Genomic DNA, 20,292 nt, shown 5'->3' with positions numbered 1-20,292 from the left:
GCATGACTCCTCCTCAAACAAGCAGTAATCTGCAAAGCGACTCATTTCGGCATCACACCATCTTAGTGATTGATCAGACTCCTAGCAGCGCTCATCATTATCAGCGGCTGCTAGAGGATCATGCTGGCACACCATATCAGGTTTTGACGGAAACCTACGATGGATCAATTGCAGCCGTGTGTCGCTCTCAGCCAGTTGATGGCATTGTTTTGGTTTTTCATCATCCCGGCTCTCGCGGCCTTGAGCTGCTGGAGCAACTTGTTAACCAGATGGAGGAACAGTGCCCGCCGATTGTTGTCGTGGGGGATGACAAAGCGGAAATCGCAGTGCGATCGCTAAAAGCTGGAGCTGTCGATTATCTGGTTCAGGATCAAATTACGACGGATACCCTGCGACAGGCGATTGAGACTGCGATCGGCTCTGCTACTCTATCAACTCCATCAACCATTAACCCACTAACCCAATCAGCAGCTCTGCTACAGGCCATGATTGAGAATTTGCCGGGAGGGGCGGTCTTTGTGGTTGACCACGATCTACGCTATCGGTTAGCTGAAGGTGAGGCATTATATACCGCTGGATTTGAACCGGAAGATCTGGTGGGGCGAACGATCTTTGAGGTACTGTCACCGGAACTCGCCGCCGATTATGAGCCTATGTACCGTCAAGCGCTGGCAGGGGAAGCATTTGAGCATGAGCATCAGGCTCACGATCGCTTCTACATCTCGTGCGGTACACCGTTGCGTTCAGCAAATGGTGAGGTTTATGCGGTGCTGGTGATCTCCTATGACATTAGCGATCGCAAGCAGGTCGAAGCAGCTCTGCGTAAAAGTGAGCAGCAATTCCGCTCATTCGTTACCGCCAGTTCGGACATTGTCTACCGAATGAGTGCGAATTGGCAGGAGCTGTACCAGTTGGAAGGCAAGGATTTTCTCGCCAGCACCGAATATCCTAATCAATCGTGGATTGAAACCTATATTCCCCTAGCAGAACAGCCCAGACTCTGGGTGGCTGCTCAGGACGCGATCCGAACCAGAAGCCTGTTTGAACTGGAACACCAGGTGATTCGACAGGATGGCACCATTGGCTGGACGTTTTCCCGCGCCATTCCCCTGCTGAATGAGCAGGGTGAAATTGTGGAGTGGTTAGGAGCCGCCAGCGATGTAACGGATCACAAACGTGCCGAAGCCGCCCTACGGGAAAGTGAGCAGCGTTTATCCGCCATCTTTGCTCAGGCCGCCGTCGGCTTATCCGAAATCTCTCTCGATGGATACTTTCAGCGAGTTAATCAGTCGCTGTGCCAGTTGTTGGGTCGCTCACGCGACGGTCTGCTCATTGCCAGCGTGGCGGATGTGACCCACCCAGATGATCGGTCTAAAAGCTTGGCCGCTCTAGCCCACCTGCGGGAAACGGGTGGTTCTGTCTCCATTGATAAACGCTATGTCCGTCCCGATGGCACTACTGTTTGGGCCAACAGCATCCTAACCCGCCTAGACGATGAGCAGGGGCGAGCCGAACGATTTCTCGTCGTCACCATTGACCTCAGCGATCGCAAACAAGCTGAAGCCAACCAAATTTGCCTGATTCAAGAACAAGCCGCTCACCAAGAAGAACAGCAACGTGCCGAATCTCTCGCCGAACTCAACCGGGCCAAAACCCTGTTTTTCAACAATGTTTCCCATGAATTTCGCACACCGCTGACGCTGTTGCTGGGGCCGTTGGAAGATGCGATCGCAGATTTAGAAGCATGGGAGAGTAGAAGAGCGGGAGCGTCACCATCCCCCCATTCCACCAACCCTTCTACCCATTCACCCTCCAACCCTCCAACCCCTTACCCCTCTCCCCTCCAACCCCTCCACCTCGCCCACCGCAACGCCCTGCGCTTACTGAAACTGGTCAATACCCTGCTCGACTTTTCCCGCGTCGAAGCCGAGCGGGTTCAAGTTAACTACGAACCGACTGACCTAGCGACCTATACAGCAGATCTGGCCAGTATGTTCCGTTCAACGATCGAAAGCGCCGGACTACAGTTCACTGTGGACTGTCCATCCCTGCCAGAATCGGTCTACATCGACCGGGAAATGTGGGAAAAAATCGTCCTCAATCTCCTCTCGAATGCGTTTAAGTTCACGTTTGAGGGCGAGATTCGGGTGAGCTTGCGCGTGGGAGAGTGGGAGAGTGCACAGGTATCGGAGCACTCATCCACCCATCCACCCATTCACCCATCCACCCATCCACCCATTCACCCACCTACCCATCCCCACTTCATCCTCACCATCCGCAACACGGGCATCGGCATTCCCCCCGACGAGCTGCCCCATATTTTCGAGCGGTTTTATCAGAGCAAAAGCAGCCAGGGCCGCAGTTATGAAGGATCGGGCATTGGGTTAGCGCTGGTGCAGGAATTAGTGAAGCTGCAAGGCGGCACGGTGAACGTGACGAGCGAAATCGGACAGGGCACGACGTTTACAGTGAGGGTGCCGACAAGCATGGAGCATTTGCCTGCCGATGCGCGATTCTCTGCCAGATGGCAAAGCCAAATGCACCTTTCCGCCCGATCTTCTCACAAGACCTCAACCCCACAAGCCAATGCCTTTGTCCAAGAGGCCCAAAGCTGGCAGAGGGATTTTGGATTGCCGATTGGCGATTTTGGATTTCAAGATGTGTCTGAATCTGCCCAAGAACCATCTAACTCAGAACCACAGCCTAATCATCCAAAATCCATAGACGAGCGAAGCGAGACTTCTCGAAGAGTAAGCCAAAATCCAAAATCGAGAATTCTGCTCGTCGAAGACAACGCCGACATGCGGGTCTACCTCCGGCGGCTGCTCGTCCCCTACTACCAGGTTGATACTGCTGATGATGGCTCAGCGGCTTTGGCTACAATTCAGGATGCCTTAGATCGCGATGGTGATGGTGGCCCCGTGTACGATCTTGTCCTGACAGACATCATGATGCCGGGGTTAAATGGGTTTGAGCTGTTGCGATCGCTGCGGGAGAATCCCGATACGCAAGAAATTCCGACGATTTTGCTCTCAGCGCGAGCCGGAGAAGAAGCGCAAATCGAAGGGCTCGAGGCAGGCGCAGATGACTATTTAGTCAAACCCTTCTCGGCGCGGCAGCTTCTGGCGCGAGTCGATGCCCATCTTAAACTGGCCCAAATGCGGCGACAAGTGGTGTATCAGCAACAGATTACGCGGGAAGTGCAGGCACTGAACGATACCTTGGAGCAGCGGGTGCAGGCTCGCACGGCTCAGCTTGAGGCGATTAATCAAGAGCTGGATGCCTTTTCCTATTCGGTGTCGCACGATTTGCAAACGCCGCTGCGCTACATCAACAGCTTTGTCGAGCGGTTACGGACGCAGCTCACTGCCGATCAAGCCGATGCCAGCAGCCTGCGCTATCTCAAGATTATTGAGACAGCAGCAGGTCAAGCTCACAAGATGATCAACGACCTGCTGCAGTTTTCACGCATGGGCAAAACGCCACTGAACATGGCCCGCGTTGCGATGAATGAGCTAGTGGAGCAGGTGCGATCGCACCTGGAGCCGGAAACCATAGACCGATCGATTGATTGGCAGATTGAACCATTGCCAGAGGTGGAGGGCGATCCCGATTTATTACGGTTAGTCGTGCAAAACCTATTGTCAAATGCTGTTAAGTACACGCGCGATCGCGCTATTGCCACGATTACCATCGGTAGTAATGCCTACGACCATGAAATCATTTTCTTCGTGCAGGACAACGGAGCAGGGTTCGATATGAAATATCAAGATCGCCTGTTTAGCCTGTTTCAACGTTTGCATTCGCAAGAGCAGTTCGCTGGCACTGGGGTTGGACTGGCAAATGTGCGACGGATTATTCATCGACACAGCGGGCGCGTCTGGGCCGAAGGCGCGGTTGATCAGGGTTCAACATTTTATTTTTCGCTACCGAAGCAGGAGGTGATTGAGTGACAACGCCGCGATTTCTCCTGCTAGAAGATACTCCGTTAGATGCGGAAGTGGTGCAACTGACGCTGAGTGAAGGCGGCATTGACTGCGATTTACAAATCGTGGATACCCGCGCCAAATTTGAAGCTGCGATCGCATCTGAGGCATTGGATCTCATTTTGGCCGACTATGCTCTGCCTGGGTTTGACGGCATGACGGCTTTAGAAATTGCTCAGCATCAGTGCCCAGATATCCCCTTCATTTTCGTCTCGGCCAGTATCGGGGAGGAATTGGCGATTGAATCGCTGAAAATGGGCGCGACGGACTATATCCTGAAGCAGCGACTTGGACGGTTGGTGCCCTGCGTGGAGCGAGCCTTGCGGGAAGCACAAGAGCAGCGCGATCGCAAAGCGGCTGAAACGGCTTTAGAAGTTTCGGAAGAGCGTTATCGTCGCTTGTTCACGTTAATAGACGAAGGCTTTTGCATTATCCAAATGATCTTCGATGACAATGGGCATCCCGTTGATTATCGCTTTCTGGAGGTTAATCCTGCCTTTGAACGACACACAGGGCTAGTCAATGCCTCAGGCAAGCGCATGCGCGAACTGGCTCCAGATCATGAATCCTACTGGTTTGAAATTTATGGTCAAGTTGCGGTGACTGGCGAACCCATTCGCTTTGAAAATCAAGCGGCACAGTTACAGCGCTGGTATGACGTTTATGCACTCCGGATAGGGGAGCCCCATGAGCATAAGGTTGCTCTTCTTTTTGAAGATATTAGCTATCGCAAACAGGCCGAAGCGACGATCACCGCCGACCTGCACGATACCCGACTCTTGCAGGAACTAGGTGCCCGCCTCACGTCTGAAGAGAATATTCAGGTTCTCTACAACGAAATTATGGCGGCTGCGATCGCATTGACCAAAGCCGATGCCGGAACGGTACAAATTCTAGATCCTGCCACGCAGGATTTGGTGCTATTGGCGACTCAGGGCTTTGACCCCGATGTCATTCGGCATTTTCAAATCGTTAGTGCCAGCTCCAATACCTCCTGTGGTGCAGCTTTAAGCAGTGGACAGCGTGCCTTGATCGATTTTGACGATCCCGAAAGCAAAGATCCTGACGGTTCTATGCAAGTTCATGTCGATGCTGGCTATCTTTCAGCTCAGTCTACCCCGCTCATTACTCGTTCAGGCCAACCTATAGGCATGGTGTCAACCCATTGGCGTAAGCATCACCGACCCAGCGAGCGAGAACTGCGATTTCTGGATTTGCTGGCTCGTCAAGCGGCTGATCTGATTGAACATCGACAAGCCATAGCCGAACGGCAGCGACTTCTAGAGCGTGAACAGGCAGCACGGGAAGAAGCCGAACAGGTTAACCGCATCAAAGACGAATTTTTAGCGGTCCGTCTCCCACGAGTTGCGATCGCCCCTGAATCCCATCCTGGCCTGGTCTAAACTGCTCCAAATTAAAAAACTGGATGAAGCTAAAATCAAGCAGGGTCTCAACACAATTGAGCGCAACGTCCGGCTCCAAACTCAGCTGATTGACGATCTGCTAGATGTCGCCAAAATCCTGCGCGGCAAGCTCAAGCTCAATATTGCGCCCGTCAATCTCGCGTCGGTTATACGCTCCGCAATGGAAGTGGTAAGGACAGCCGCCGAAGCCAAATCGATCTCGCTCCAGTTTGAACCGATCGACATTTGCCAAGTCCAAGGTGATGGAGCCCGACTACAGCAAATTGTCTGGAATCTGCTCTCAAATGCCGTCAAGTTTACGCCGAATGGTGGCCGAGTCGAGGTGGAGCTGGAACAGGTCAGCGGAGAAGAGGGTGAGAACATCGGCGAGTTGCCATCGCTTCATCAACCCTCCAATCCTCCAACCCATCCACCCATCCACCCGTCCACCCATTCACCCTCCTACGCCCAAATCACCGTCACCGATACAGGCCGAGGCATTAACCCTGACTTTCTGCCCTATATCTTTCAATCCTTCCGGCAGGCCGATTCGTCTACGACCCGTCAATATGGGGGATTAGGCTTGGGACTGTCCATCGTGAAAAACTTGGTCGATGCCCACGGCGGCAGAATTATGGCCAATAGTTTAGGTGAAGGACAGGGCGCGACGTTTACTGTTCAACTGCCCTTACTAAAAGCTGGTGCCGCCCACTCGTCATCTGAATCCCAGGCTCCAGTGGACTTAGATCTAATGGGAATAAAAGTGCTGGCCGTTGATGATTTGGAAGATGCCCGCGACTTGCTCACAATCATGCTGAACCAGTACGGAGCAGAGGTGGAAGTTGTGGCATCGGGTCATGAAGTTCTAGCTCATTTAGAAACCTTTCAGCCAGATGTGCTGGTCTGCGACATTGGTCTGCCTGAAATGGACGGCTGCGACCTCATCCAGCAAATTCGGGCCTTGCCCTTCGAACAAGGTCGCGACGTACCTGCGATCGCAGTCACAGCCTACGCCCGTGAGGAAGATCATCAACGCACCTTACAGCGTGGCTTCCAACGCCATATCACTAAACCAATAGAACCAGAACAGCTAATAGCTGCGATCGCAGAGCTCGCTCTGCCAACCTCACAGTAGTTGCGCCACAGTAGTCACGTCCTCAGCCAAAATTCCTCTCCTGCGGGAGAGGGATTTCCGATCCGGCGCTGCTTAATCTGGGTATGAATTGTGATGTGGGGGCGGTGCCCCCACATCACAATTCATACTTAAAATCAGCAATCTCTCCGATCCGGCTCCCCTTCTCCTGTGGGCTACTGCTTATACACTTCTGAATAGTCTTTATAAACCCCGGACTGATCCCCCTAAATCCCCCTTAAAAAAGGGGAACTTTGAGCCAATTCCCCCCTTTTTAAGGTAGGGCTGATTCTCTAGCAGAATAATAATTCTGTAACTCCCAATTTATGGTTCTTTGCCAAAACGGGTTGAACGAGGAAATAGGACTTACGAGCATTTTCTTTTTTTAGAGAATCAGCCCTACCTTTTTAAGGGGGGGCTAAGGGGGGATCTCAATGTCGAAACGAAGTCTAGGAGACTTATGTATAAACAGTAGCTCCTGTGGGAGAAGGGGCTGGGGGAATGAGGGCCTCACACGCCTACGCCAAACGCATACCCGGCACGGCCAACGGTCACAAAATCAACCTGGCTTTTATCAAGTGCATCACCGCAGGCCAATCGGCAGAACATGCATGGATTCAGCCTTGGGCCGTTGGGAGATATGCGGTGCGGTGATCTTGGGAGCAGCCAATTGGAGAATCCGCTGCATCAAAGCCGGAGCCAGATAAGAGCACCAAACCGCTAGGTGACTTTGGACATCAACCAAGATTTCAGCGCTTCCTCGCTTTAAACCGCGAACCAGAGCCTGCGCCACCTGATCGGGTGAAGCCGGACGCATCCAGCGAAACCACTGAAAATCTTTCACCATATCGGTGTCAGTCAGCGAGGGGAGCAAGGCAATCACCTTCACGTTGTAGGCTGCCAGTTCGCTGCGCAGAGCTTGGGTAAAGCCCAAAATGCCAAACTTGGTGGCCGAATAGGTTGCCATCGTAGGAGCCGCAACTTTACCCATCAGGCTAGAAACATTGACGATACAGCCTTGACGGCGCACTGCCATCCGACGTGCGATCGCACGGGTCACGGTGTAAAGACCAACCAAATTAAGGGCAATTTCGGCCTGCACCTGGGGCAAACGAGTCTGCAAAAATGGCGCTTGATGAGCCACCCCAGCACAATTGACGAGCAAGTCAATCGGGCCAAAATCGCGCCAAGCCCTCGCCATTTGTACATTAACCGTCACCGGGTCAGTCAGATCAAGCGGCAGCACAATCACCTCAACCCCAAGCGGGCGAATCGAATTGGCTACATCCTCTAGGCGCTGCTGATCGCGGGCGACCAATAACAGCGTTTGAATGCCTTGAGCCGCTAAAGTGTAGGCAATGGCACGACCGATGCCGCGTGATGCTCCAGTAATTAGGGCAGTTTTGCCATGAAAATCTATCATTGCAAGATCCTCCTTGCCTGCACACTGCTCTCAACCGTGCCAGCCTTTTGACGATCCAGAAAGCACAAGTTAAGGCAGTGGCACGCTAGTGATAATGATCAACGTGTCAGACAAATTTGGGACGATTTCTGATATTTCGTGCGTAAACGTTCGAGCTCGAAACGTAAATGATGTCTCTAGCCATTCAGGGAGCCAGCAATTAAGGCGATTGGCGTATTCAGCAGTTTCGTCATCTGAAACCTTAGATTTGCTTTACAGAACTTGAGATGATGGCCGACATAAGCGTTAAGCCTCCTGAACGCATTTGGGTGGTTCCGGATCCGAGAACACACTTTTGACGTTAGCAACGGGATCAAAACGCGGCAACATAACTTAGTGAATTCGTCAAACTGTTACATTCCTTAATGCCACACTCAGATTCACAACTTCTCAACTTTGGCCGAACAAGCACCAGCGATGTACTAAGGTTTTAGCGCTTCGAGTCGTTCAACCAGCTAAGAAATCGGACGGCACTTTCTGAAAGAATCAAATCAGTCACTCAGGAAACTGAGAATGGCTGAGAATAGCGAATTGTTATCAAGCTTACAATCCAGTCATTCGTGTCCGTATAGCGCTTCTTGCGCTAATAAAGGGGGAGTTATTGTTTGGAAGCCGCGCGCAGCACGGCTTCCAAACAATAACTTGTACCTCAGTAGCCCAGGAAAGGCTATGGACATCTGGATCGAAGCATGAGTGTCACTACTCATTCATTTGTAAATACATTTGTAAATACATTTGTAAATACATTTGTAAATATCGCTGGCTTCATCAGATGATGGCAAATTTAATAAAGCAGCAGAAAGCTTTGGAACTCGCACATATCGACCCTCGTTTTTAGATGTAGCTCTATATCTAGTTCTATGGAATGGCTGATGAACTGGGTTGATTATGAACAGATTAAGATTTCTAGATAACCTCAATTAAAGCTCGAATTAATGATTACATAAACCCTTATTAATCGCGCTATAAATGAGACACAAGATAAATAATTACGGATAATTACTGATTAGAAATTCACGAAAAACAAAGATTCAACGTATTGCTCTATACCTGTTTTTTGAGCTATTTCATTATAGGCTGCTTACGTAAATTCCGTAATGGTCATGAAATAGGTGATACTATGAAGCACTTAGTCCTTGGGGTAGTCGCAGGTTTGGGCATGGGCGCGATCGCAGCTCCGGCTCATGCAGCCTTCTTTAGCTGGGATGTTGAGTACACTGGCTGGTGGGATGCTGAGGGCGGTGGCTCTGTCGTTGGTTCCTTCGTTGCCAATGATGCTGATGCGGCTGACGGCATTATCTCTGGCGATGAGATTAAAAGCTGGTCTTGGAACTGGAGCGGCAATGATTTCGCTTCGGCATTTGATATCTCTTCCAAAGATTCAGCAGCAGAAATCCAGTTTATTGATGGCGGTTTCTTTGTCGATGGAACCCCTAACCTACCTAATTTTTTTGACGGCACTGATCAGGGCGTTTTTGTTGGTGGTGACGCAGGCGAAAACATTATTGACTTTGAATTTTTAACCATTGAGACGATCGCGTCCGGTGATGTGCTTGAGTTTTCTGCCGGAGATCCCTTTTCGACCACGGGTAGCGTTATCGTCAGCGATCCAACCAAAGTGCCCGAGCCTGCAACGATTGTTGGCCTACTGACACTGGTTGCTCTGAGCGGTGTTAGCCTACGTCGCAGCACCCAGTCAGCTTAACCTGTGATCTAGTCTTGCCAGCCTTCTGGCGACATTAGCGCAAGGATCGGCTTAGGGTGCTGCCAATCCTGTTCGCCGCTGGCAGGCTAAACGTTTGTAGCGCATGGTGCATCTCCTAGAAACCCTCTTTGGTCAGTGACCAAAGAGGGTTTTAAAGTGCGATCGCAGATTTAGTTCCCTGCCAGTTATTTTCGCGTTAAGGTGTGTTTTGTAACTAATTATTACCGTTCCAAGGCGCACTATGAATTTAGAGACCATCAAGCCCTGGCTTAATTTTTTTCATCCTGTCATCATGTGGGCTTTGTTTGCTTTAACCGTCTACGCTCTCTACTTGGGCTTCCAGATTCGCCGCACGCGCAAAGCCGAAGGCGATAAGAAAAAAGAGCTGATTAAGGGTAAGTTCAACATCCGTCATCATCAAATCGGCTCGGCGTTGCTGGCCTTTATGATCTTGGGTTCCATCGGCGGCATGGCGGTCACCTACATCAACAACGGCAAGCTGTTCGTTGGGCCTCACCTGCTGGTTGGCTTGGCGATGACGGGACTGATTGCATCGGCGGCTGCGTTAGTGCCATTTATGCAGAAAGGCAACGATGTGGCTCGCTATACACACATCGGCTTGAATCTGGCGCTGGTTGGGCTGTTTGGCTGGCAAGCTGTAACCGGCATGCAAATTGTACAGAAAATTCTCAGCAACTTTTAATTACTCAGCTCATTCACGTAGACGAAAAAACAGAGAGGTGGTGTTGCATCGCGACGCGACACCACCTCTCTGTTTTTTTGTGCAAAATGCAGGCTATTGCACATAGATTCATTAAATTCTCAGCCTACTCTCAGGTTCAACCGAGTCAGAGCATGAATAATGAGCTAGTAAGGGTGCTGTGCTAGAACTTGTCTAGCCACTAACGCATGGCTGCTCATCACGACCCTGACTGCAAGCCACTGCGAGTTCATGATTCTTAGCTGAACATCAGACCTATGGCACCCGCTGCGCCGCTCTTCTTCAAATCGTTTCAGTCGAAGCTCTCACGTAAAATTACGCTTTGGGTTTTTCTGAGCCTCATGACAATTGAGGCGATTTTGCTGATTCCGACCTACTACCGAAAAGAGCAAGCGTTACTGAAGCAGTGTGAGGAAATTTCGGCAGCGGCGGCAAAAGCGATTCCGTTACTGAGCCTGCAAGGCGCTTCTGAAGAAACTATCTTGGATACGATCGCAACGCTGGAAGATGAGCCGTCTATTCTCGGTGGGGCGCTCTACGTCACGACGGATGATATGAGACGGCTTGTGGGGACGTTTGGCAAGCCGCCGATTCTGACGCTGGCGGATATGCAAGAGCCGCAAATGATGCGAGTGCGATCGCAGAATGGCGATCGCTATGACGTGTCATGGGTACTTGAATCGGCGGATCAAGAATATACGTTAGTCATTCATCACGACACATCAGCCGTTCAGCGACAACTGTATCTTTACTTACTGGGCCTACTGGGGCTGATTGTGATTATTGCGAGCTTTGTGACGCTTGCCACTTTTTTAGGACTGGAGCGCATGATTGTGCGGGCAATTTTGGCCCTGAGAAATGATTTGCTGATGGTGGGCGATGCAATTCAACAAGACGGAAAAGCCGCTCAGTTTCAGTCTCTCCAGTTTCAGCGTCGCGATGAACTGGGCGAGGTGATGACCGCCTTTGAGCAGATGTTTCAGCGGGTGACACAGGAAATTGCCGAACGGCAGCAGGCTGAGCAGTCACTGCGAGAATCGGAGCAGCAGGTACGCCTGTCGCTCCAGCGCGAGAATTTGCTTAATCAACTCGCAACTGAAATTCGCAATTCCCTGGATCTGGATCTGGTTTTAGCCACTGCCGTGACTGCAATTCGCCAACTACTCCAAGTCGATCGCTGTCAGTTTATGTGGTTTTGTCCCAATACGGGCCGAGAACCCTGCGATTTTGAGCTAAAGGGTGCCTTTTGGAACGTCGTCACCGAATCGAAAGCGGACTCACGCGCCAGCATTTTGGGGCAGTATGCCATTGATCCGGCCATTGACGTACAGGAACTACAAGCTCGGCTCGCAACAGCTTCCGTACTCCGCTGCGATCGCACCCATCCAGCAAATACGTCTCTACTTCAGTCCGTCACTCCTATCGGTCAGTGGAACGCCCTCCTCGCGATCCCGATCCAAACACGGTCAGGCGCAATGGGCCTGTTGCAGTGCAGTCACCACTGTTCAGAGCGCATATGGCAGGAGGATGAAGTGGAGTTAATTCAAGCCGTAGCCGACCAACTTGCGATCGCAATTAGTCAGGCCGAACTCTATGCCCAAACGCGGGAAGCCCAGGAAAGCGCCGAGAAACTCTTGCTGAATATCCTGCCGGAAGAGATTGCCGAACGGCTGCGGCAGGATACCCACTGCATTGCCGATCGGTTTGAGTCCGTGACGATTTTGTTCGCTGACATCGTGGATTTCACCGGATTGGCGGCGCAGATTCCGCCGACGGAATTAGTCAATCTGCTCAATCAGATCTTCTCAACGTTTGATAATCTAGCTGAGCACTATGGTCTAGAGAAAATTAAAACCATTGGCGATGCCTACATGGTGGTGGGTGGCTTACCCAAACAGCGCCAGGATCACGCCGAGTCAATTGCTGAAATGGCGATCGCCATGCAGCAGGCTGTACAAGAACTGAATCGACCAGACGGTCAGCCCTTTGCCATTCGAATTGGCATCAGCACTGGCCCAGTGGTGGCAGGCGTAATTGGCCTGAAGAAGTTTATCTATGACCTGTGGGGCGATGCGGTGAATACGGCCAGCCGCATGGAATCCCACGGTACAGCCGGAGGCATTCAGGTAACAGCCGCAACTTACGAATTGCTGAAAGACCAGTATGTCTTTGAACCCCGAGGCGAAATCGCGATTAAAGGCAAAGGCAAAATGCACACCTACTGGCTGCGGGGCAAAACGGCTAAGCAGCCTTCTCCAAAAACGGCGGCAGCGGACAATCCAGCGCAATCACAATCGCCCGCAGCAGTTCCGCTTCTTGAATCGTGACGGTGTTATCGACCATGACCGTATGCGCGCAAGCATCAACGATGGCCTGCTTCAGTTTGGGCGCAGCCTTTTCAAGCTGATTTAAGCTGTTGCCAATGTCATAAATACTGCAGTTGGGCGGCGTTTGGGGTAATTCTTGCGTAGCGGCATTGGGTAAGCAAAACAGGCCGGAACGTAGGGCATAAGCGGCATCTTCCGTTTTGCTGTGACCGACTCGTGCCAGTCCGGTTAAAACCGTGACGCAGTCTGACCAGATTTGTTCAACCTGGGTGTACTCCACCTGACCGCGATTGTTTTGCTCCGGCTTAAAGTAGGGCATTAGCCGTCGCTGTAGCACGATTTGCAGCACATACTCCGACAGCGAGAGCCGACCGTCAGCTCGTACCAAAGCCTTAATCGTGTTGAACACGCGACCGCACTGTTTAGTCGAAATAGTGCGAATAGCCGGAATCGTCAAATCCAGTAACGGTAAACGCAGCCGGGGATTCAAGTTCAAGATCAACGACTGGAACTGACGAACAGCATTGACGATATCTTCGGGTTCGTTTTGCTCCAGCAGCGCTAACTGCTTTTGACGGACGTCTTCGCTGTCCGGATCGAGCAGCAGACCATAGACAACTGCGATCGCACCATGGGGATGTCGCAACGCTTGGCGGAGTTCCTCCGGCATCTTGGCCATCGTCTGCTGAACATAGGCCAAATGCTCAGGATCGACTGTTCCTACTTGATTGACGACCTGATTAGCAGACACTTGTACCGTCGCCGAACCGGAGGCCGATCCAGCTGCGGTTATCCCGTTAGCAGCAGTCGCTACCGCAGCTACAGGTGGAGTTACTGTCCCACCTAAACCCATGACTGCGGCTTCAGATTGGGCAATACTTGCTTGATTAACAACGGTTTCAATTCCAGATGACTGAGTCGTTGCTATTGCTCGGAACTGACCCACAACACCAAGCCGCTTAATTCGGGTCGCCAGTGGTGGATGGGTGGCAAACCAATCCAATGAAAATAATCCGTTAGCCAGCGCATTGCTGAAAAACATGTGGCTGGCTTCTTCTGCTGCCGGGGACATCACTCGCGATCCGGTGGATAGCTGATTGATCTTTGATAGAGCGCTACTCAAGCCACTTGGATCACGGGTAAACTGAACGGCTGAGGCATCGGCCAAAAACTCTCGCTGCCTTGAAACGGCAGCTTTAATCAGTCGGCCAAAGAAAACGCCGATCAGGCCAACCGCCACTAGCGTCAGGCCCAAGATGGCAAAGCCGCCTTGATTCTTGCCGCGTCGCGAACTACCAGAACTCCGCAGCAGCACGCGACCAATGATATAGAGCACCAAAATCCCGTTCAACACGCCAATTAGCCGAATATTCAGCCGCATGTCACCGTTCAGAATGTGGCTAAACTCGTGGGCGATCACGCCCTGCAACTCGTCCCGCGTCAGGTTATCCAGACAGCCACGGGTAACGGCCACGACGGCTTGATTGGGACTGAAACCAGCGGCAAAGGCATTGATTCCCGCCTCATTCTGTAGCACATAGACCTGCGGCACTGAAATGCCAGATGCGATCGCCATTTCTTCGACCACATTGAGCAACCGCTGCTCGTTTGGATCTTGTGTTTCGACCGTAACCAGTTGGCCACCCAAATCCAGAGCAATGGCTACCCCGCCCGCTTTGAGCGCCTGAATCTTCCAGAGGCTCCCAAACCCAACCGTAGCCAATACAGCACTCGCCACTGTGAAAAACAAGCCTGGATCCCACAGCGGCAGCAAGCCGCCCGTTGTATGAGACGTCATCACGGTAAAAACAACGGCCAGGTAGACAATTGCAATCATGCTGCTGAGCGCCAGGGCAAATAGCAGCAGCAACTGCACCGTATTACGGCGGGCCTGGTCTTGATGCTCAAAAAAATTCATGGTGAATGGCCGATTGACAGCGATTTATGTTAAATCCGCACGCGAGAATCGTTAAGTTTGTCAAACGCTTGCCGTGCAAGCGTTTGGCAAGAATTACAGATTTTCAACCAGACTGTGACTAGAACGAAACGCGGGGCGCTTCACGAACTTCGGGGCTGCTTTCTTCGAGGAGTTCAGCTGTACCAAAGTTAAACATGCCCGCAATGATGTTACTAGGGAAGACTTCTCGCTTCGTGTTGTACAGCGTGACCGCGTCGTTAAAGGCTTGGCGAGCAAAGGAAATCTTATTCTCAGTGGAGCGCAGCTCTTCCATCAGCTGGCCCATGTTTTGATTGGCCTTCAGGTCAGGATAAGCTTCCGACAGAGCAAAGAAGCGACCCAGCACACCCGTCAGCGCCGCTTCCGCTTGACCCAACTGGCGCATTGCTTGGGGATCACCCGGTGCTTGTGCCGCTTGACCGCTGGCCGATACAGCCATATTGCGAGCTTGAATCACGGCTTCCAAGGTTTCCCGCTCATGCTTCATGTAGCCTTTGACGGTTTCGACCAGATTGGGAATCAGATCGTAGCGGCGACGGAGCTGCACATCGATTTGAGCGTAGGCATTTTGGTAGCGATTACGCAGGGTGACAAGGCTGTTGTAGCCGCCAATTGCGATCGCAGCTACGACGCCAATTACGACAATTAGAAAAATGAACAAGCCCATGAATATTCCTCTTGATTCACTTGATTCATTGCTATTTGAACAGGGTTCGAATGCTGCTTTGCTTGAAGGCAAAATCTTGATGCCTCTAGGATGCCCGTTTGGTTGAAATCAGAACATGATGTTCATATTCCTTTAGAAGAGCATTATGAGAACCAGCACAGCTCCACAGCGATAGTTCTATCTACAACAATGTCAAAGGTGAATCCAGATCCTTGTTATGTAAGTAGACTTTATTGGAAATAAAGTTTTTGGGGTCGGAAATTGTTTTGTAGCGCGGCGGAGCCACGCTACAAAACAATTTCCGATAAGGTCTAGTGTAAGGTAGGCGACAGATGGGAGGTGAGCTTTAGGTATTGGGTACTAGGTGCTGGGGACTGAGTGCTTGAGGTATAGCAGTAGTCAAATTGGTCAGGACATTGAAAACTTTAGAAACGTTCCAACGTTTAAATGTTCAAACGTTAAACCTACAAATGACACCAAAACAACCAAGGCTATAGATAGAAAATTCGCCTCACTCCTCGTATCAGATCCGTGTATCAGAACTCAATTTATTTTTCGTGAAGCGCTTGCTCCGCAAGCGCTTCACGAAAAATAAATCATGGGTTTTCAACCGGACTTCATATCACTCCTCACTTCCGAAGGAAACGGTCTAATCCACTTTGAGCGAAATGCCCAGTCTAGACCAACGCGAATTGCTGCAAACAATAGGATTCCCTCCAGGGCAAAGAGTCCGGCGCTAACGGTGGCGCTGAGCCATGCATCGCTGCACTGATAGCTCAGATCGGCTTGAGCCAAACCGCGAGTCAAACCAAATGCCAGTACCGCACCAGATTTCAGATGCGTGTTGGTATCCTGTCGCAGGATGTAGCGATAGGTTGCGCCAAATAAAAAACCGCTAAAACCTGCGATCGCACCACTAATCCAGACCGTTCTCGTCAGTCGGGGCCACAACATGATGATGATGGGCTCAGCCGAAGTTGGTGCCTGAAGCGTAGTTATCAGCTTTGCGACGGTGGTAGAGATTGAATCAGCAAATTCCTCATGCAGAATTAGGAGTGAGATGAAGATAAACAGTGCGATCGCACCACCGAGAAGTCCGGCTTTGAGAGATTCAAATCGTTCTGCAGGTGTGAATACCGATGCTGTCATGGTCATTCTTACGTTGCTGTCAGAAATATTCACCTCAACAACTATACTCACATCGGGTACCAAAACCCAGAGGGTTTAGTTCGTTGAGACGCAGTCACCTAAGTAACCTGCTGCTGTTGTAATAAGGCTGAAGCTGCGCTGCTATCTAATGGCGGGGCAAAATAGTAGCCTTGGCCAAACTTACACTGGATCGACTGTAAGTAGGAAAGCTGCCGTGGCGTTTCAACTCCTTCGGCAACGACATCTAGGTCTAAATTGAGCGCAAGATTGACAATTGCTTTGACAATCTCCAATTTTTCTACGTCACTTTCCAACAGCGTAATAAACGATCGATCAACTTTGAGGATATCAATTGGAAAGCGATGTAGATAGCTCAGTGACGAATAACCTGTGCCAAAATCATCTAGACAAACATCGATTTGTCTCGCACGGATTTGATCGAGAATGCTGGCAGCAACCTCTGCATTTTCAATTAGAGTACTTTCGGTAATCTCAACTTTTAATTGAGATCCCGCAATATCAAATTCGCTCAGAACCTGATCAATTTGCGAGATTAATTTAGGATTGGAAAACTGCTTACCCGACAGATTAATATTAATCGCTAGCGGAACTGACAGCTCGAATTCTTGTTGCCAAAGGCGGAGCTGGCGGCAGGATTCTTGTAGCACCCACAAGTCAATATACGTAATTAACCCGATGTCTTCTGCGACCGGGATAAATTCATCGGGTTGGATCATGCCGCGCTCAGGATGCTGCCAGCGAACAAGCGCTTCAAATCCAGTAATACGTCCTGTTTCCAAAGAGATAATCGGTTGGTAATAAACGCGCAGTTCTTGACGCTCAATGGCCCGCTGTAGATCACTCTCCAACTGAAGCTGGTTGAGGGCATGGCCATGCATAGAGACATCAAATATTGCATACTGCCCCCGGTTTCGTCTTTTCGCACGATACATGGCGATATCAGCATCGCGCAGAAGCTGATCGGGGTTCGTGTAGTGTTCTGCACTCAGGGCAATACCAATACTAGAAGTAATAAAAATTTCGTGCCCATTCAGCACAATCGGAGCTTTTAAAACCGTATGAATGCGGTGGGCGGCTTCAATAGCATCAGTGGCCGACTGGATATCTTCTAACAGCACCACAAACTCATCGCCGCCCAAGCGCGCAACGGTATCACCGATACGCAGACAAGACTGTAGCTGCTGAGCCACCGTCTTCAATAGCCGATCACCAACAGAATGCCCCAAACTGTCGTTGATCACCTTAAAACGGTCTAGATCAAGAAATAGCACCGCGAACTGTAAGCAATCCGTTATTGGCTGACGAAGCGACCGTCGCCGCATCAGATGCAGCGCATGTTCCAAGCGACTCATGAGTAACGTTCGATTGGGCAGTCCGGTCAGGGCATCGTGAAAGGCATCGTGGCGCAGTTGGGCTTCAATCCGCTGCCGCTCAGCCAGTTCAGTTTGAGCCTGCTGATAGAGCTTTGCTTGATGAATTGCGATCGCACATTGATCGGCTATCGCTTTGACCAACGCCACTTCATCGTCTGTCCAATGGCGTTGACGGTCACACTGCTGTAGGCAAATGCCGCCCAAATAGGTTTGCTGATACAGCAGAGACACAATGATGGTCGAACGGACACCGTAGGAGAGTGAGATCGCTTGAATCGAAGGCGGAATCTCGCCACAGTAAATGTCATGAATGACAACTGGCTGGTCGGTATTCAATGCGTTGCGATAATGCTCATACAGCGCACAGGTATTCCCTAGCAGCGACTCACGATCGTCACTGAGATAACTCAAATACCCGATGATTGAGGGAGCGGATAGCTCAATATTAGGCTGAAAAATGCCGCACCGATTGACTTGCAGCACTTCATGCAGTTGATCAACCGTTGTTTGCAGCACCTCTTCTAGCAGCAAGGTTTGCCGCATGGCCTGCACAATGCGATTGACAATGGCTTCTCGCTTGGCCTGCTGCTCAATTTGTGCGATCGCAGCTTTTTGTTGACGACGCAGCTCAAATTCTTGGAGCGCTCGCTTCAGCACTGTTGGCAACCGAAACAGCCGATCCTTGAGCACATAGTCGGTCATGCCTGCCTTAATACATTCAACGGCAGCCTCTTCGCCCAAGCTGCCCGTTACCAAAATAAATGGAATATCCTGCCTAGATGCCTTCAACAGCTCAAACACCTGCAGCCCGTTCAGATTCGGTAACCGATAATCGGACAGCACCACATCATAGGTTTGCGTAGACAAAAGCGTCTGACACTGGCTGGCAACAGTCGTAGCATCGTATGTAAACGATATCTGCGCGGCTTCTAGCGTCAGCACAATGAGTTCAATATCTTCAGGAACATCCTCGATAATTAGCACGTTGAGTGGAGAGGGCAAGGCTTCCTGTACTGTCACGCCTTGTACTGCTTGTACTGAGGGTTGAACGAGGCTGTTACTCGGCGCATCTCCACTCATCATGGATGGTTCCGTTTTATCCTGCCGCCAATTTTTACATCTTAAATCATTCAGCTAGTACCAAACTGAATGTAAACTTCATGTCTTATAGCTCATTATTGAGTTGTGTTCCAAGCCCCTAAGAGGGTAATTTTGTCGTCACAAATTTTCGCCACCCTTTGTTGTAACAAATTGTCGCCACAATAGAGCAGCCACACGATCCCTCTGGATACAAGGCAAACGCGAGTTAGAGTCGGGGCGTTTGATTGATCTGCATCCAATAGAGGCCAACCTGTTGAGACACCTCCTGAAATCGCTGAAAATCGAGTGGCTTAATCACGTAACTATTGACACCCAGTTCGTAACAGGCTTCGATATCCTGATTTTCGGCTGAAGAGGTCATGACAACAACGACAAGGTTTTGGGTGCGGGGATGTTGGCGAATCGCTTCTAAAACCTGAATGCCGTCAACTTTGGGTAGCTTCAAATCCAGCAAAATCATCCGAGGCAGCGGACGGGATGGGGCAACATCGCCATTTTGACCAAACAGGTACAGCAAGGCTTGCTCTCCATCTTCCGCAACATCCATTTGATTAATGAAGGGATAATCCTCAAGTGCTAAGCGGATCAGCTCAACATCGTTCGGATCATCTTCGACGACTAACAGACGGGACGGACTAATGACCATGTTTAAGACCATATGGATGAGATAAATTACCTGCACAACGCAGCACCCATTGTCTTATTTATAACATAAAGATCAGTGTATACACGTAAATTATCTGGCAAGCGTTTAAACTTGCTAATCTGCGATCGCACCTGACAACGCCTATATCCCTCTAATCTGGCCAATCAAATCAATTCAAGATGGAATACTATAAGGCACAACGTTCTCCTGCTCATTGGGATCGTTGCGGGCGACAATGGCGCGAGCGGGGTCAGTTTGGCTGAGATTTCTGGCTGTATGCGGCACACCCGGCGGAATGTAAAGGAAATCTCCGGCCCGATTGATGCTCGACTTTTCCAACTCTTTGCCATAGCGGGTTTCGACTTCACCCTCTAGCACGTAAATTCCCGTTTCGAAGCCCTGATGAAAGTGGGGTGCAGCGGTTGCTCCAGGCGGAATCACAACCAAGTGCATCGACAGGCCAGTGGTGTCTGCAGTTGAGCCGGAAATGCCTAGAAAGTACGGCAGCCGCTGACGGGTCATCACTTCAGCTTCAGGGCGAATGGTGACAAGTTCGGCATCGAAGTTAGGCTGAAGATTAGGTGGGTGCATGAGAGACCTTCTTTTAGTGTTGGCTATGGTGCAAAATCCGATAATTTATAG

General features: G+C 50.6%; 13 protein-coding genes. 6 read left to right on the top strand and 7 right to left on the bottom strand.

Features of this window, described 5'->3' with window-relative positions; genetic code table 11:
• Positions 1-2 precede the first annotated feature (2 nt).
• Genes AC286M_RS19465 through AC286M_RS19455 form a run of 3 tightly spaced genes read left to right on the top strand, consistent with a single transcriptional unit; the run spans position 3 to position 6,524 of the window.
• Positions 3-3,953 carry an ATP-binding protein gene (locus AC286M_RS19465; RefSeq protein ID WP_488205966.1) on the top strand — a complete coding sequence of 1,317 codons (3,951 nt, stop codon included), beginning with the start codon at positions 3-5 and terminating at the stop codon, positions 3,951-3,953.
• Positions 3,950-5,389 (top strand): GAF domain-containing protein, encoded by a 1,440-nt coding sequence (locus AC286M_RS19460; protein WP_488205965.1) that lies wholly within the window; start codon positions 3,950-3,952, stop codon positions 5,387-5,389. Before AC286M_RS19465 ends, AC286M_RS19460 begins: the two co-directional genes overlap by 4 nt.
• Complete coding sequence (locus tag AC286M_RS19455; protein ID WP_488205964.1) at positions 5,352-6,524, top strand: hybrid sensor histidine kinase/response regulator; 1,173 nt, start codon at positions 5,352-5,354, stop codon at positions 6,522-6,524. The genes AC286M_RS19460 and AC286M_RS19455 overlap by 38 nt, the downstream gene beginning before the upstream one ends.
• A gap of 580 nt (positions 6,525-7,104) precedes the next feature.
• On the opposite strand, the gene AC286M_RS19450 is transcribed toward AC286M_RS19455, so the two are convergent.
• Positions 7,105-7,944, bottom strand: a complete 840-nt coding sequence (locus AC286M_RS19450) for an SDR family NAD(P)-dependent oxidoreductase (RefSeq protein WP_488205963.1) — start codon at positions 7,942-7,944, stop codon at positions 7,105-7,107.
• A gap of 1,159 nt (positions 7,945-9,103) precedes the next feature.
• Between AC286M_RS19450 and AC286M_RS19445 the strand changes: the two genes are divergently transcribed.
• The 3 genes from AC286M_RS19445 (at position 9,104) to AC286M_RS19435 (ending at position 12,736) form a co-directional block, all read left to right on the top strand.
• Complete coding sequence (locus tag AC286M_RS19445; RefSeq protein ID WP_488205962.1) at positions 9,104-9,688, top strand: PEP-CTERM sorting domain-containing protein; 585 nt, start codon at positions 9,104-9,106, stop codon at positions 9,686-9,688.
• 241 nt (positions 9,689-9,929) lie between these two features.
• Positions 9,930-10,391: a DUF4079 domain-containing protein gene (locus tag AC286M_RS19440; protein ID WP_488205961.1), complete on the top strand. Its 462-nt coding sequence runs from the start codon at positions 9,930-9,932 to the stop codon at positions 10,389-10,391.
• A 275-nt stretch (positions 10,392-10,666) separates the two neighbouring features.
• Positions 10,667-12,736: an adenylate/guanylate cyclase domain-containing protein gene (locus tag AC286M_RS19435; RefSeq protein ID WP_488205960.1), complete on the top strand. Its 2,070-nt coding sequence runs from the start codon at positions 10,667-10,669 to the stop codon at positions 12,734-12,736.
• Here the strand turns inward: AC286M_RS19435 and AC286M_RS19430 are convergent.
• The 6 genes from AC286M_RS19430 to AC286M_RS19405 all read right to left on the bottom strand — a co-directional run bounded on the left by AC286M_RS19430 (position 12,651) and on the right by AC286M_RS19405 (position 20,241).
• Entirely contained in the window at positions 12,651-14,654 is a 2,004-nt protein-coding gene (locus AC286M_RS19430) for a M48 family metallopeptidase (RefSeq protein WP_488205959.1), read from the bottom strand. The two genes, AC286M_RS19435 and AC286M_RS19430, sit on opposite strands and share 86 nt — an antisense overlap.
• A gap of 118 nt (positions 14,655-14,772) precedes the next feature.
• On the bottom strand, positions 14,773-15,360 hold the full coding sequence (locus AC286M_RS19425; protein ID WP_488205958.1) for a LemA family protein: 588 nt from the start codon (positions 15,358-15,360) through the stop codon (positions 14,773-14,775).
• 606 nt (positions 15,361-15,966) lie between these two features.
• The gene (locus AC286M_RS19420; protein WP_488205957.1) at positions 15,967-16,509 is read right to left on the bottom strand and encodes a hypothetical protein; all 543 of its coding nucleotides are present in this window, start codon (positions 16,507-16,509) and stop codon (positions 15,967-15,969) included.
• Positions 16,510-16,607: 98 nt separating this feature from the next.
• Positions 16,608-18,986: an EAL domain-containing protein gene (locus AC286M_RS19415; protein WP_488205956.1), complete on the bottom strand. Its 2,379-nt coding sequence runs from the start codon at positions 18,984-18,986 to the stop codon at positions 16,608-16,610.
• 223 nt (positions 18,987-19,209) lie between these two features.
• On the bottom strand, positions 19,210-19,650 hold the full coding sequence (locus tag AC286M_RS19410) for a response regulator (protein WP_488205955.1): 441 nt from the start codon (positions 19,648-19,650) through the stop codon (positions 19,210-19,212).
• 174 nt (positions 19,651-19,824) lie between these two features.
• Entirely contained in the window at positions 19,825-20,241 is a 417-nt protein-coding gene (locus tag AC286M_RS19405; RefSeq protein ID WP_488205954.1) for a cupin domain-containing protein, read from the bottom strand.
• Positions 20,242-20,292 lie beyond the last annotated feature (51 nt).

It is taken from the genome of Thainema salinarum CENA647, from assembly GCF_057732415.1.
This window is presented reverse-complemented; position numbering and strand designations above follow the sequence as displayed.

What these genes read in the sequence shown, in the direction of transcription:
- AC286M_RS19465 (WP_488205966.1), top strand. Translation starts at nt 3, where the DNA reads ATGACTCCTCCTCAAACAAGCAGTAATCTGCAAAGCGACTCATTTCGG.
- AC286M_RS19450 (WP_488205963.1), bottom strand. Translation starts at nt 7,944, where the DNA reads ATGATAGATTTTCATGGCAAAACTGCCCTAATTACTGGAGCATCACGC.
- AC286M_RS19445 (WP_488205962.1), top strand. Translation starts at nt 9,104, where the DNA reads ATGAAGCACTTAGTCCTTGGGGTAGTCGCAGGTTTGGGCATGGGCGCG.
- AC286M_RS19440 (WP_488205961.1), top strand. Translation starts at nt 9,930, where the DNA reads ATGAATTTAGAGACCATCAAGCCCTGGCTTAATTTTTTTCATCCTGTC.
- AC286M_RS19435 (WP_488205960.1), top strand. Translation starts at nt 10,667, where the DNA reads ATGGCACCCGCTGCGCCGCTCTTCTTCAAATCGTTTCAGTCGAAGCTC.
- AC286M_RS19430 (WP_488205959.1), bottom strand. Translation starts at nt 14,654, where the DNA reads ATGAATTTTTTTGAGCATCAAGACCAGGCCCGCCGTAATACGGTGCAG.
- AC286M_RS19425 (WP_488205958.1), bottom strand. Translation starts at nt 15,360, where the DNA reads ATGGGCTTGTTCATTTTTCTAATTGTCGTAATTGGCGTCGTAGCTGCG.
- AC286M_RS19420 (WP_488205957.1), bottom strand. Translation starts at nt 16,509, where the DNA reads ATGACAGCATCGGTATTCACACCTGCAGAACGATTTGAATCTCTCAAA.
- AC286M_RS19415 (WP_488205956.1), bottom strand. Translation starts at nt 18,986, where the DNA reads ATGATGAGTGGAGATGCGCCGAGTAACAGCCTCGTTCAACCCTCAGTA.
- AC286M_RS19410 (WP_488205955.1), bottom strand. Translation starts at nt 19,650, where the DNA reads ATGGTCATTAGTCCGTCCCGTCTGTTAGTCGTCGAAGATGATCCGAAC.
- AC286M_RS19405 (WP_488205954.1), bottom strand. Translation starts at nt 20,241, where the DNA reads ATGCACCCACCTAATCTTCAGCCTAACTTCGATGCCGAACTTGTCACC.